12 protein-coding genes are annotated in these 12,506 nt (G+C 67.7%); 4 read left to right on the top strand and 8 right to left on the bottom strand.

What is annotated here, in order from left to right:
* Positions 1–76: 76 nt before the first annotated feature.
* The 4 genes from ACFO5X_RS09480 to ACFO5X_RS09465 are packed head-to-tail and all read right to left on the bottom strand — an operon-like array spanning position 77 to position 3,004.
* Entirely contained in the window at positions 77–997 is a 921-nt protein-coding gene (locus ACFO5X_RS09480) for an OmpA family protein (RefSeq protein ID WP_380717132.1), read from the bottom strand.
* A complete protein-coding gene (locus ACFO5X_RS09475; RefSeq protein ID WP_380717131.1) occupies positions 994–1,560 on the bottom strand; it encodes a peroxidase-related enzyme in 567 nt (188 codons plus the stop codon). The genes ACFO5X_RS09480 and ACFO5X_RS09475 overlap by 4 nt, the downstream gene beginning before the upstream one ends.
* Positions 1,557–2,285, bottom strand: coding sequence for a GNAT family N-acetyltransferase (locus ACFO5X_RS09470; protein ID WP_380717130.1), 729 nt, complete (start codon positions 2,283–2,285; stop codon positions 1,557–1,559). Before ACFO5X_RS09470 ends, ACFO5X_RS09475 begins: the two co-directional genes overlap by 4 nt.
* A complete protein-coding gene (locus ACFO5X_RS09465) occupies positions 2,282–3,004 on the bottom strand; it encodes a competence/damage-inducible protein A (RefSeq protein WP_380717129.1) in 723 nt (240 codons plus the stop codon). The genes ACFO5X_RS09470 and ACFO5X_RS09465 overlap by 4 nt, the downstream gene beginning before the upstream one ends.
* Positions 3,005–3,051: 47 nt before the next feature.
* Between ACFO5X_RS09465 and sfsA the strand changes: the two genes are divergently transcribed.
* Together sfsA and map are read left to right on the top strand one after the other, a co-directional pair.
* Entirely contained in the window at positions 3,052–3,768 is a 717-nt protein-coding gene (gene sfsA, locus ACFO5X_RS09460; protein ID WP_380717127.1) for a DNA/RNA nuclease SfsA, read from the top strand.
* 96 nt (positions 3,769–3,864) lie between these two features.
* Complete coding sequence (map, locus tag ACFO5X_RS09455; protein ID WP_380717126.1) at positions 3,865–4,701, top strand: type I methionyl aminopeptidase; 837 nt, start codon at positions 3,865–3,867, stop codon at positions 4,699–4,701.
* A gap of 4 nt (positions 4,702–4,705) precedes the next feature.
* On the opposite strand, the gene ACFO5X_RS09450 is transcribed toward map, so the two are convergent.
* From ACFO5X_RS09450 to ilvD, 4 genes are all read right to left on the bottom strand, one after another.
* On the bottom strand, positions 4,706–5,074 hold the full coding sequence (locus ACFO5X_RS09450; RefSeq protein ID WP_380717125.1) for a hypothetical protein: 369 nt from the start codon (positions 5,072–5,074) through the stop codon (positions 4,706–4,708).
* 11 nt (positions 5,075–5,085) lie between these two features.
* A complete protein-coding gene (locus ACFO5X_RS09445) occupies positions 5,086–5,847 on the bottom strand; it encodes a DUF6478 family protein (RefSeq protein ID WP_380717124.1) in 762 nt (253 codons plus the stop codon).
* Between the two features lie 100 nt (positions 5,848–5,947).
* A complete protein-coding gene (locus ACFO5X_RS09440; protein ID WP_380717123.1) occupies positions 5,948–6,589 on the bottom strand; it encodes a hypothetical protein in 642 nt (213 codons plus the stop codon).
* Positions 6,570–8,333 (bottom strand): dihydroxy-acid dehydratase, encoded by a 1,764-nt coding sequence (gene ilvD, locus ACFO5X_RS09435; protein ID WP_380717122.1) that lies wholly within the window; start codon positions 8,331–8,333, stop codon positions 6,570–6,572. Before ilvD ends, ACFO5X_RS09440 begins: the two co-directional genes overlap by 20 nt.
* A gap of 161 nt (positions 8,334–8,494) precedes the next feature.
* On the opposite strand from ilvD, the gene ACFO5X_RS09430 reads away from it, so the two are divergent.
* Positions 8,495–11,617, top strand: coding sequence for an ABC transporter transmembrane domain-containing protein (locus tag ACFO5X_RS09430; RefSeq protein ID WP_380717121.1), 3,123 nt, complete (start codon positions 8,495–8,497; stop codon positions 11,615–11,617).
* Positions 11,610–12,500 carry a CPBP family intramembrane glutamic endopeptidase gene (locus ACFO5X_RS09425; RefSeq protein ID WP_380717120.1) on the top strand — a complete coding sequence of 297 codons (891 nt, stop codon included), beginning with the start codon at positions 11,610–11,612 and terminating at the stop codon, positions 12,498–12,500. Before ACFO5X_RS09430 ends, ACFO5X_RS09425 begins: the two co-directional genes overlap by 8 nt.
* Positions 12,501–12,506 lie beyond the last annotated feature (6 nt).

The raw sequence follows: 12,506 nt of genomic DNA, 5'->3' as shown, positions 1-12,506 counted from the left end.
ACAAAACCTCCCCCGCACTTCGGTGCGGGGGTTTTTTGTTGCGGGGTATCGTCCGGATTGGCGGGAAGGGTGGGTTTCACCCGCCCTGCCGGAGCAGGATCACCTCGACGCGGCGGTTTTCCTCGCGGCCTTCGGGGGTGAGGTTGGAGGCGATGGGGGCGAGGTAGCCCATGCCTTCGGCCTGAATGCGCTCGGGGGCGACGCCCCAGGTCTTGATCAGGCGGTCGCGCACCGACTCGGCGCGGCGTTTGGAGAGCGAGATGTTCTGATCGAGCGCGCCGATGCTGTCGGTATGGCCGACGACGGCGACCATCATGTCGGGATGGGCGGCGAGGAATTCGGAGAGCCGGCGCAGCGAATCGTAGGTGCCGGGGTCGAGGGCATCGGCGCCGGTGTCGAAGACCAGATCGCCCAGCACGGCGTGGCCCTGGGCGAGCAGCCTGTCGCCCAGATCCTCGGGCGTGGCGGCCTCTGGCGGGGGGGCTTCGGTTGCCTCGGGCTCGGTGCCGGGATCGGGGTTCACGCGCACGATCTGGACATATCCGGCGCTGCGCGAGCGGCTGACCAGCAGGCTGAGCGCCTCGGTCTCGCCGCGGGTGGCGGCGAGGAAGCGGTAGTTGCGGATGTCGACATACATGTCGGGCGCGGGCACGACTTCGGTGCGGAAGCGGAAGTCGAAGCCGCCGCAGGAGCGTTCGTCGCATTCGAAGACGATTTTGTAGCCCTGTGCCTCGAGCTGCGCGCGCAGGGGGGCCAGCAGCTGAAGCGTGGTCATGCCGGGGGTGTCGATGCGCCAGGCCAGGCGTTCGACCCGGCCTTCGTAATGGCGCGTGGGCACGGTGCCGTCGGCAAAGGGGCCGGTCGGCAGGTCATAGCTGTCGGCCGGGTTGATGCGTTCGGTCAGCTGGCGCGCACCGGGGGCGAGCTGCAGCTCCGCCGCCGCGCCGGGCAGCGGCGCGAGGCCGATGACGAGGCAGGCGGCGAAGCGGAGTTTCATCTGTTTTGCGCGTGATACTCGTCGTTCGGGCGCATGCCGGTGGCGCTGGCGACGCGGTTCGACATGTTGAAGAAGCCGGTCACGTTGGCGATGTCCCAGATGTCGCGGTCGCTGAAGCCGACCTCGCGCAGCGCCTGACGGTCGGCCTCCTCGACGGTGGCGCTGGCCATCGTGACCTTTTCGGCGAAGGCGAGCATGGCGCGCTGGCGGGCGTCGAGCGGCGCGACGCGCCAGTTCATCACCAGCATCTCGCCGAGCTTGGGGTCGCCCGAGAGCTGGCGCACGGCGGCACCATGGGCAACGAGGCAGTAGAAACACTTGTTGATGGAGGAGACGACCACCGCGATCATCTCGCGTTCGAGCTTGGAGAGGCCGCTGTTGGCGAGCATCAGGTCGTTATACATCGCGGTGAAGGCGTTGAGCTTGTCGATGTCGAAGGCATTGGCCTTGAGCACGTTCGGGATCATCCCGAGCTTCTGGGTGCAGATGTCGAAGTATTTCTGCGTCGCCGGCGGCAGCGGATCGACCATCGGCAGGTTCAGGGCGGTGGGCTGGTCGGTCATGCGGTCGTCTCCGAAGTCAGGTGGCGGTAGTGGTACTCTCCCACAACCTCCATGTTGAGGGAAGAATAGAGGCCGTTGGCGGCGACGTTGGCCTTGGTGCACATCAGCGCCAGAGTATGCGCGCCGTTGTCGCGCGCCCAGAGGGCGGCGGCGCGCATGAACCAGCGGCCCATGCCCGAGCGGCGCTGGTGGGGCAGCACCTCGACCGCGTGGACCATGGCGATGCCGTCGTGGATCGCGACGAAGGCGCAGCCGGCGGGTTTGTCGGCGTGGCGGCCGAGCAGGCCGGTCTTGGGGCCTTTCACGCGCTCCATGATCGCGATGCGGGCGGGGCCGATGCCGCCCTCGGCCCAGATTTCCAGCATCAGGGCAAGGGGCTCCCAGACGGCGAGCACGGTGACGCGGGGCAGGGGAATGTCGCAGAGCAGGTCGACCGGGCAGGTGTAGAGGTTCACCGGGTCGAGCACGCTGTAGCCGCGGTCGGCGAGAGCCGCGTCGAGCGTTTGCTGGCCGGGGCGCAGCTGGAAGATGGGTTTCTGGCCCATGTCGCGCATGGCCGCCTCGGCGGCGTCGAGATCGGCGGGGGTCCAGTCGCCCTCGATGGTTGCGGCCGAGACGCGGCTGCCGCCGCCCTGACCCTCGCGCAGGGTGACGGGGCCGAGCTGGCGGTAGCTGGCGGCGGGCCAGGTGCCGTCGAGGGCGTCGAAGAAGGCGCGCAGGCTCATTTGCCGACCGCCGTCACCAGTTCGGCCATCGCCGCCGAGACCTGCGCCGCCTCGGCGCCGCGGATCACCACATTGGCGCCGGGGCGGCCGTTCTGAAGGAAGGGGTAACAGCCGATCGAGAGGTCGGGGTAGCGCGCGGCGAGATCGCCGAGGGGCGCTGCGATCTCGCCCTCGGGGCGGTCGACGCGGAGGGTTTCCGAGATCAGCGGCGCGCCGCCGGTCAGGGTGGGCAGGACGCTGGCGACCATCGCCTCGAAGACGGCGGGCACCCCGGCCATGACGTGGACGTTGGCGATGGTGAAGCCCGGCGCGGTGGAGACCGGGTTTTCGATCAGCGCTGCGCCGTCGGGGATGCGCGCCATGCGCAGGCGGGCGGCGTTCAACTCGGTTCCGGTGCGGGCGTAATGCGCCTCGAGCAGGGCGCGGGCGTCGGCGCGCACGTCGATATGGGCGCCGAAGGCCTCGGCGATGCAGTCGGCGGTGATGTCGTCATGGGTCGGGCCGATGCCGCCGGAGGTAAAGACGTGGTCGTAGGCGTCCGACAGCGCGCGCACGGCGGCGACGATAGAGGGCGCATGGTCGCTGACGACGCGGGCCTCTTTCAGGTCGATGCCGTGGCGCGTCAGCGCGCCGGCCAGGTAATACATGTTGGAATCGCGCGTGCGGCCCGACAGGATCTCGTCACCGATTACCAGCATGGCGGCGGTTGGGTTCGGCATCTCCGGCTCCCTTGCTTGCCCCTCTGCGACGGTATAGGCGCAGGCCCATGCGGTTTGAAACCCCTCTCGTGCCGGGCCGGCTGATCCGGCGTTACAAACGCTTCCTTGCTGATTGCCGGCTGGAGGACGGGCGGGAGATCACCGCCCATTGTGCCAATCCCGGGTCGATGATGGGGCTGGCGGATCCGGGGATGAAGGTCTGGCTGGAGCCCAATGACGATCCGAAGAAAAAGCTGAAGTTCGGGCTGCGGCTGATCGACCATGAGAACGGGCATTTCACCGGAGTGGATACGTCGGTGCCGAACCGGGCGCTGCGGGCGGCGCTGGCCGAGGGGCGGGTGCCGGGGCTGGAGGGCTATGCGACGCTGCGCGCCGAGGTGCCCTATGGGGCGAACAGCCGGGTCGATTTCCTGCTGGGCGGGCCGGGGCGGGCGGATGCCTATGTCGAGGTGAAGTCGGTGACGCTGAGCCGGCAGGCGGGGCTGGCCGAGTTTCCCGACAGCGTGACGGCGCGCGGGACGAAACATCTGGCCGAGCTGGCCGAGGTGGCGCGCGCCGGGCAGCGGGCGGTGATGCTGTATCTGATCCAGCGGACGGATTGCGACCGGTTCGCGCTGGCGGGCGATATCGACCCGGGCTATGCCCGTGCCTTTGCCGCCGCGCAGGCCGCCGGGGTGGAGGCGATTGCCCTGACCACCGCGATCACGCCCGAGGGGATCGCGCTGGCCGCGCCGGTGCCGGTGCTTGCGGATCGTGCAGCTTAGGGGACGCGGCGCGGCGAATGTCCGCCCCCCTCTGGCCCTTTGCGCCAAAGCGTCCTACATAGGGCACCGTCCCCCGACGACTGACGAGGCAAGGGTTTGAACAACGATTTCCGTGGCCGGCTGACAAAGGACGGCATCCGCATCTACGAGTCCGGCGACTTTGCCGGAATGCATGCCGCCGGCGCTCTGGCGGCGAAAATCCTCGATGATATCGGCGAGCATGTATTTGTCGGGCAGACCACGGGCGAGATCGACCGGCTGATCACCGAGATGGTGGAGGCGTCGGGCGCGACTTCGGCCACCATTGGATACAAGGGGTATCAGCACGGCAGCTGCATCAGCGTGAACCATGTCGTTTGCCACGGCATTCCGGGCAACAAGATCCCGGGGCGTGCCAATGACGTGCTGAAGGACGGCGATATCCTGAACGTCGACGTGACGGTGATCGTCGATGGCTGGTTCGGCGATACCAGCCGGATGTATGTGGCGGGCAAGCTGAAGCCCTTTGCGCAGCGGCTGATCCAGGTGACGCATGACGCGCTGATGCTGGGGATCGAGCAGGTGAAGCCGGGCAATACCTTCGGCGACATCGGCCATGCGATCCAGACCTTCGTGGAATCCCACAAGATGAGCGTGGTGCGCGATTTCTGCGGGCACGGGCTGGGGCGCGTGTTCCATGCGCCGCCGAACGTGCTGCATTACGGGCGTCCCGGCACCGGCGCGGTGCTGGAGGAGGGGATGTTCTTCACCATCGAGCCGATGGTGAACCTGGGGCGGCCCGAGACGAAGACGCTGGACGACGACTGGACCGCGATCACGCGGGACAAGACGCTGTCGTCGCAGTTCGAGCATTCGGTGGGCGTGACCGCGACGGGGGTGGATATCTTCACCCTGTCGCCGGGCGACAGGTTCCTGTCGCTGGGTCTGGAGTGACCCGCTAGAGCGTTTCCACGCAGTGCCGGCGGAAGGCGCGTTTGAGCATGTCGAGCTCGGCGCGCAGCAGTTCGACCTCGCCGCGCAGGTCGTCGGGGTCGGTTTCGCCGGCGATCAGGGTGAAATGGCCGAGCGTGACATCGCTGGCGGCATCGGCGATCAGGAAGGTCTGGATGCCATCCGCGATGGCCTCGGGGGGGACCGGGATGGTCAGTGCCCATGCGCCGGATTCTTCGGTTTCGGTGATGCCGACGCCCTCGACCGGGCGGTCGTGCAGGGTGACCTCGATGTCGGGGCGGGCGGTCGTGCCGGTTATGCGGCCTTCCCAGAGGCCATTCGCCAGCCGGGTCTTGGTGAGGGTGAGCTGGGTCATCGGTTCTTTTCTCAGAGCGCGGCGCGCGGGTGGCGGCAGAAGGTCAGGTCGCGCAGGACGACCTGGTTCATCTCGGGGGCCTCGAAGATCAGGTCGAGCCAGATATGTTCGATCCGCTTCTCGTTCAGTCTGGAATAGGCGAGGTCGAAGTCGACCACCACCTCGCTGGCGTTCAGCGGCAGCTCGCGCACGATCTGTTCGGTGTTGGGGCCGTGGCGGATGTTGAGGCGGGCGAAGATTTCCAGCGGCTTCTCGGTTTCGACGATGCTGCTGACACGCAGCAGGTGGGAGCGGGTCAGCCCCTTGACCGCGTCTTCGGGCAGGTCGATCACCAGCGACAGGAACGAGCCGTCGAACCTAAACACGTCCATGCGCAGGCCGTAGGGTGCGAGATCGGCCTCTCGCTGGTTGCGTAGCTGGCGCAGGGTGAGTTCGGAGACGGTGCAATCGTGGAACAGGGTGACCTTGTCGCCGAGCGCCGAGCGCGTGGGGGCCGAGGAAATGCCGGGCACCGGCAGCGGCCCGCGCCAGGCGTCGGGGCGCCAGGCCCAGTCGGTGCCATGCGGGCGGGGGAAATAGCTGGTGCCGGACTTGGGCAGCGCCAGCCGCCCGTCGGCGACGTGGATCAGATGGTTCAGCTGGCTGCGCAGGGCGCGCGCCTGATTGCGGCGCAGGCGCAGCAGGCCGAGCGGCATGTCGTGCGCCATGGCGGCCGCCTTGCGCCATCGGCGCAGGGTGCGCGCCTGAACCAGCCGCTCGATCAGTTTGACCATTCCGTCCCCGTTGCCGGCGGTGCGCGCCGGTCTTTCGCGCATTTAACGGGATGAGGCCCGGCAAATAAACCGCCAACTGCGGGGGCGGGCGCATTTCGCGCTACTGTTTCACCGCCTGGGTCTTGCCTGCCGCAACCTGGGCGCTGGCGCTCTGGGTGCGGGCGGAGAGGGTGGTGAGAAGGCGCGCGCCGTCGCGGCCGAGCGCGCGGCTGCCTTCCGGCGCATAGAGGCTGACGGCCACGAGATGGCGACCGACCGAGAAGACCCCGCGCCAGTGCCGGGCGCTGACCCCTTCCAGCCGCTGCGCGCCGTCAGAGAGCTGGGCCAGCGACAGGCCCTTGCCGCGTGCGCTGTCGAGCAACCGGGCGCTGCCGGCCGAGCGGGCGACGTCCTCGGGCGTGGGCAGGGGGGTGCCGGCGTCCTGCGGCGAGGTGGTCACGGTGACGATGGCGAGCGGGTGCACGCCGTAGAAGCCACCTACGCCGAGCGTGTCGCAGCGCGCCATGACGGCGAAACCGCCCTTGGGCGTGCGGCGCACCGAACTGCGGTCGAAGCAGAAGCCTTCGGGCGCGGCGAGCACGATCTCGCCGCCGCCAAGTGCCACCTGCGCCATGCGCGGTGCGGATTGCGCGGCTGAGCCGCCCAACTCGCCGGCGAAGGGCAGGCCGGTCGCTTCGTCGCAACCGGCCAGGGTGAGCCCCGCCAGACCGAGGGCCGCGACTCTACAGGTCCATGTAGACATGGGTCTCGGCCTTGGCGCCCGGGTGGGTCACGGCGCCCTTGTTGGTCTTGCCGACGAGCTGGGCGTATTTCCACAGCGCGCCCGAGGCATAGTCGGTCTTGCACGGTCCGGGCCATGCGGCCTTGCGCTCTCCCAGTTCCTCGTCCGTCAGCGCGACCGAGATGGTGCCCTCGATGGCGTTGATGGTGATCACGTCGCCGGTCTTGATCAGCGCGATGGGGCCGCCGTGGGCCGCCTCGGGGCCGACGTGGCCGACGCAGAAGCCGCGGGTCGCGCCCGAGAAGCGGCCGTCGGTGATCAGCGCGACCTTCTTGCCCATGCCCTGACCCGAGAGCGCGGCGGTGGTGGCCAGCATTTCGCGCATGCCGGGGCCGCCTGCGGGGCCCTCGTTGCGGATGACGAGAACCTCGCCTTCCTTGTAGGTGCGCTTCTGCACGGCCTCGAAGGCCTCTTCCTCGCATTCGAAGACGCGGGCGGGGCCGGTGAAGATCTGGTGCTGGAGTTCGATGCCCGCGACCTTCACGATGGCGCCTTCGGGGGCGAGGTTGCCTTTCAGGCCGACGACGCCGCCGGTCTTGGTGATCGGGGTGGCGACCGAGTGGATCACCTTGCCGTCGGCCTCGCGGGTGATCTTGTCGAGCTCCTCGCCGATGGAATTGCCGCTGGCGGTGACGCAATCCTCGTGGATCAGGCCGGCCTTGCGCAGTTCCTTCAGCACGACGGGCACGCCGCCGGCCTCGTAGAGATCCTTGGCGACGAACTGGCCGCCGGGCTTGAGGTCGACGAAATAGGGGGTGTCGCGGAAGATGTCGCAGACGTCCATCAGGTCGAAGTCGATGCCGGCCTCATGGGCGATGGCGGGCAGGTGCAGGCCGCCGTTGGTCGAGCCGCCGGTGCAGGCGACGATGCGGGCCGCGTTCTCGAGGCTCTTGCGGGTGACGATGTCGCGGGCGCGGATGTTCTTCTCGATCAGGTTCATGACGGCCTGACCCGAGGCCTCGCCATACTGGTCGCGCGACTCGTAGGGGGCGGGCATGCCGGAGGAGTTGAACAGCGCGAGGCCGATCGCCTCGGAGACGCAGGCCATGGTGTTGGCGGTGAACTGGCCGCCGCAGGCGCCCGAGGAGGGGCAGGCGACGCGTTCGAGGATGTCGAGGGCGGCGTCGCTCATCGTGCCGTTCTGGTGACGGCCGACCGCTTCGAACATGTCCTGGACGGTGAGGTCGCGGCTTGCGAAATCCTCGGGCACGTCAGCGCCCATCGGGGCGCGGCCCGGCAGGATCGAGCCGCCGTAGATGAAAACGCTGGGCACGTTGAGGCGGACCATGGCCATCATCATGCCGGGCAGCGATTTGTCGCAGCCGGCGAGACCGACCAGCGCGTCGTAGCAGTGGCCGCGCATCGTCAGTTCGACGGTGTCGGCGATGGCCTCGCGCGAGGCGAGAGAGGAGCGCATGCCTTCGTGGCCCATCGCGATGCCGTCGGTGACGGTGATGGTGGTGAATTCGCGCGGGGTGCCATTGGCCGCCTTGACGCCCATCTTGACCGCCTGCGCCTGCCGGTTCAGCGCGATGTTGCAGGGCGCCGCCTCGTTCCAGCAGGTGGCCACGCCGACCAGCGGCTGGTGAATTTCGACGTCGCTGATGCCCATGGCGTAGAGGTAGGACCGGTGCGGCGCCCTTTCGGGGCCTTCGGTCACGTGGCGGCTGGGCAATTTCGACTTGTCGAACTTACGCTTGAGCATGGCTGGCTTCCCTCCAGAAATCTGTCGAGGCTGAATAGACCGCCGCCCCAGCCTTAACAAGGGCGAACGGCCTATGTGAGCTGGTGCACCTTGCATTTGCGCGGGCAATGATTAGGCTTCCTTTCCTGCCAAACGGCACGGCCCCGACAATAGAGACGCTTATGGAACGCACGCTGTTTGGCTTCATCTGGAAGTATTCGGCCAGACAGCAGATTGCGCTTTTCGCGCTGACGCTGCTGACCTTCCCGTTCCTTTACGCCAGTCTGGAATTGCCCAAGCGGATCATCAACGACGCCATCGGCGCGCGGTCCGAGCTGGTGGATGTCTATGGTTATGAGCTGACGCAGGTGCAGTTCCTGCTGGTGCTGTGCCTGGCCTTCCTGGCCACGGTGCTGATCGGCGGGCTGATGAAGATGCGGCTGAACACGATGAAGGGCGTTCTGGCCGAACGGATGCTGCGGCGGCTGCGCTATACGCTGATCTCGCGGTCGATGCGGTTTCCGGTCACCTATTTCCGCACCACCTCGCAGGGCGAGCTGGTGTCGATGATCACCTCGGAGGCCGAGCCGATGGGCGGTCTGATGGGCGACGCGGTGGCGCAGCCGGCGTTCCAGTTCGGCCAGATGATGACCATCCTGTTCTTCCTGTTCATGCAGAGCGTCTGGTTCGGGCTGGCCTCGATCGCGCTGATCCCGCTGCAGGCCTGGCTGATCCCGCGGCTGCAGCGGCAGATCAACCTGCTGAACAAGGACCGGATCAAGGAAATCCGCCATCTTTCGTCGGAGATCGGCGAAAGTGCGGCGGGCATTTCCGATCTGCGCGCCAATGGCGGATGGCGGTATCGGCTGGCGCAGTTCACCGACCGGCTGGGACGGCTGTTCGAAATCCGTTTCCGGATTTATCAGAAAAAGTTCTTCATGAAGTTTCTGAACAATCTGATTACCCAGATGACGCCGTTCCTGTTCTATTCGGTGGGCGGCTATCTGGCGATCCGGGGGCAGATCACGGTGGGGGCGCTGGTGGCGGCGCTGGCGGCCTACAAGGATCTGGCGAGCCCGTGGAAGGAATTGCTGGATTACTACAACGAGGTGCAGGACATGTCGCTGCGCTGGCAGGTGGTGACCGAGCGTTTCGCGCCGCGCGGCATGATCCCGGCCGAGCTGTTCGACAGCGAACCCGAGGAGATTCCCCATTTGAGGGGCACGATCGAGTTCAGGGACGTGACCGTTCTGGACCAGGACGGCAACGTCGTGCTGGAAGACCTGACGATGACCATCCCGCCGGGGTCGCGGGTGGCGATCAAGGCGACCAAGCCGAACGAACGGGCGGCGCTGGGCCAGCTGCTGACGCGCGAGGTTCTGGCGCGGAGCGGTCATGTCATGCTGGGCGGACGGCCGATCGAGAGCCTGCATCAGGCGGTGATCGCGGCGCGGGTCGGCTATGCCCATTCGCGGCCCTATCTGTTCGACGGGACCCTGGGGGACAACCTGCTGATGCCGCTGCGGATCAAGCCGCAGACGGTCAAATGGGATCCGGGCGAGCGCGACAACCGCGCGCGCGAGGCGCGGCGGTCGGGCAATTCGACCGACATGCTGGATGCGAACTGGGTCGATCCGGGGCTGGCCGGGCTGACCGACGGCGAGGACATCCGCGACTGGTGGTTCCAGCTGGTCGAGGCGATGGGGATCGACGAGCAGTATTTCCGCCGGACGCTGCGGTCGCGCTTCGATCCCGAACGTCACCCGGAGCTGGCGCGCCGGATCGTCGAGCTGCGCCCCGAGATCGCGCGGCGGCTCAAGGAGAAGGGTCTGGAGGGGGCGATCCACCGGTTCGATCCGACAACCTTCAACCCGGCGGTGCCGCTGGGGGGCAACCTGCTGTATGCCGCGCCGAGCCGCGAGATTTCGCAGCAGGCGCTGGCCTCGGACAGTGCCTTTCTGAAGATGCTGATCGACACGGGGCTGGCCGACGAGGGGCTGAACATCAGCCAGGGTGTGGTGGATACGCTGCGCCAGACCTTCGGGCGCGACGATACCGACAACCCGCTGTTCCGCAAGCTGGGGATCGAGGAGGAGGTCTATCACCGGCTGAGCGATATCGCGGAGAAGCGCGCGCATGTGGGCGACGCGGGCCTGACGCGCGAGGAGATCGCGCTGTTGCTGACGGTGCCCTTCCTGCTGACGGCGGAACAGATCGGGCCGACCTTCCCGGACCATTTCAAGTCCGAGATCGTCGCGCTGCGCCACAGCAGCGCCGACATGCTGCGCCGTTTCGCCGGGGATATGTTCACGCCACTGTCGCCGGATACTTATGTGCCGCGGCTGACCCTGACCGAGAATGCGATCTACGGGCGCATTTCGGTGATGGCCGGCGCGCGGGCCGAGGCGGTCGAGAAGCTGGTGGGCGAGGTGCTGTCCGAACACGGGCTGCGGCAGGCGGCGGCGGTCACGCTGTATGACCTGCCGGCAGGGCTGGGGGGCAACAACCTGCCTACCATCCTGCAGGAGCGCGCGGCCTTCAGCCGTGCGGCGATCAAGCGGCCCGATATCCTGGTGATCGACCATGCGCTGGCCAGCCACGACAGCCCGAGCCGCACGCGCACCCGCGACCGGCTGCGCGAGCTGCTGCCCCAGACGACGATGATTTTTATGGAAGACCAGTTCGAGCATCCCGAGAATTACGACATGTATATCGAAATCCGCGATGGCCGGGTCGACGGGATCGCGCGCCCCGACGACAAGCTGGACAGCAAGGGGGCGGCGGATTTCCGGCGCAAGCTGCGCATCGTGGCGGGCAATGAGCTGTTCGCGCGGCTGGATCTGCGCAACCAGCGGCTGCTGGCCTTCAGCGCCCAGTGGTATCCGGCGAAGAAGGGCGAGACGATCTTTGCCCATGGCGAGCCGCCGGATGCCGCCTATCTGTGCCTGTCGGGGCTGGCCGAGCTGCGCTGGCCGGGCAGCGAGGCGGGCGACGGGCCGATCACGGTGGTGCGCCCCGGGCGGCTGATTGGCGATCTGATGGTGATTACCGGCCAGCCGCGGCAGGCGGAACTGGTCGCGACCGAGGATTCGACCTTTTTGCGCATCGGCGCCGAAGAGCTGCGCACCGTGATCGAGGGCGATGGCAAGGTCGCCATGCATCTGCTTGAGACAATGGGGGAAAACCTGTCGGGGGCGGTCGGACACATGCTGGCCGCACGGCGTCACAACGACGAGGCGGCGGCGGCGGAAATCATCACCCGTGTGCCGCCACCTGTCGCCCCTGCGGTGTCCAGCGATGCGTGACGCGCCCTATTCCGCGCATGAGCGGCTGGTGGCCCCGGCGCGCCCGACCGCGGGGCTGGGACGGCTGGTGATCGGACTGGCGCTGATCGGAGCGCTGACATTTGCGCTGGGCAGTCTTTATCGCGTGGCACTCGCCGCGCTGTTCCGCCTGGAGCCGGGCCTGCGGGTCGATCTGACGCGCGGCGCTACGCCGGGGTCTCTGCTTCTGCTGCTGTTCGGCTTTGGCGCGATCATCGCCGCCGTTCTTTTGGTGGCGCGCTGGCTGCATGGGCGGGCGCCGTCCAGTCTGACCGGCCCGCCGGGACTGACGCTGCGCCAGTTCGGCCGGGTGCTGGGCTTTCTGATCCTGCTCCACATCGCGCTGGCCCTGCTGCCGCCCTACGGGCCGGGAGAGCCGGTGGTGCCGAACCTCGATCCGGCGCTGTGGTTTGCGCTGCTGCCGCTGTCGCTGGTCGCGATCCTGGTGCAGACCTCGAGCGAGGAGCTGCTGTTCCGCGGCTATCTTCAGCAGGGTCTGGCGGCGCGGTTTTCTGCGCCGCTGGTCTGGATGGGCCTGCCTGCGCTGCTGTTCGGGCTGGGGCATTATCAGGCCGCCGCCGGGGCCACGACCTGGATCGCGATCAGCTGGGCCGTCTGCTTTGGCCTGGCTGCCTCAGACCTCACCGCGCGCGCCGGAACGCTGGGCCCGGCGATCGCGATGCATCTGTTCAACAACGCCGGCGCGATGCTGCTGGTCGCGGTCAAGGGCCCGATGAGCGGGCTGGCCCTGGCCACGCTGCCCTATGCGACGGACGACATCGAACACCTCGGCAGCTGGATGCTGCTGGACTTCGCGATCCTGGCGGTCAGCTGGCTGGTCGCGCGGCTTGCGATCCGCCGCTGATTGCAA

Origin of the sequence: Seohaeicola nanhaiensis (assembly GCF_042654245.1) — a bacterium.
Lineage (GTDB): Bacteria > Pseudomonadota > Alphaproteobacteria > Rhodobacterales > Rhodobacteraceae > Seohaeicola_A > Seohaeicola_A nanhaiensis.
This window is presented reverse-complemented; position numbering and strand designations above follow the sequence as displayed.

Excerpts from the sequence above, each read along its gene's own strand:
- ACFO5X_RS09445 (WP_380717124.1), bottom strand. The coding sequence starts at position 5,847 with ATGGTCAAACTGATCGAGCGGCTGGTTCAGGCGCGCACCCTGCGCCGA.
- sfsA (WP_380717127.1), top strand. The coding sequence starts at position 3,052 with ATGCGGTTTGAAACCCCTCTCGTGCCGGGCCGGCTGATCCGGCGTTAC.
- ACFO5X_RS09450 (WP_380717125.1), bottom strand. The coding sequence starts at position 5,074 with ATGACCCAGCTCACCCTCACCAAGACCCGGCTGGCGAATGGCCTCTGG.
- ACFO5X_RS09425 (WP_380717120.1), top strand. The coding sequence starts at position 11,610 with ATGCGTGACGCGCCCTATTCCGCGCATGAGCGGCTGGTGGCCCCGGCG.
- ACFO5X_RS09480 (WP_380717132.1), bottom strand. The coding sequence starts at position 997 with ATGAAACTCCGCTTCGCCGCCTGCCTCGTCATCGGCCTCGCGCCGCTG.
- ACFO5X_RS09465 (WP_380717129.1), bottom strand. The coding sequence starts at position 3,004 with ATGCCGAACCCAACCGCCGCCATGCTGGTAATCGGTGACGAGATCCTG.
- ilvD (WP_380717122.1), bottom strand. The coding sequence starts at position 8,333 with ATGCTCAAGCGTAAGTTCGACAAGTCGAAATTGCCCAGCCGCCACGTG.
- ACFO5X_RS09470 (WP_380717130.1), bottom strand. The coding sequence starts at position 2,285 with ATGAGCCTGCGCGCCTTCTTCGACGCCCTCGACGGCACCTGGCCCGCC.
- ACFO5X_RS09430 (WP_380717121.1), top strand. The coding sequence starts at position 8,495 with ATGGAACGCACGCTGTTTGGCTTCATCTGGAAGTATTCGGCCAGACAG.
- ACFO5X_RS09475 (WP_380717131.1), bottom strand. The coding sequence starts at position 1,560 with ATGACCGACCAGCCCACCGCCCTGAACCTGCCGATGGTCGATCCGCTG.
- ACFO5X_RS09440 (WP_380717123.1), bottom strand. The coding sequence starts at position 6,589 with ATGTCTACATGGACCTGTAGAGTCGCGGCCCTCGGTCTGGCGGGGCTC.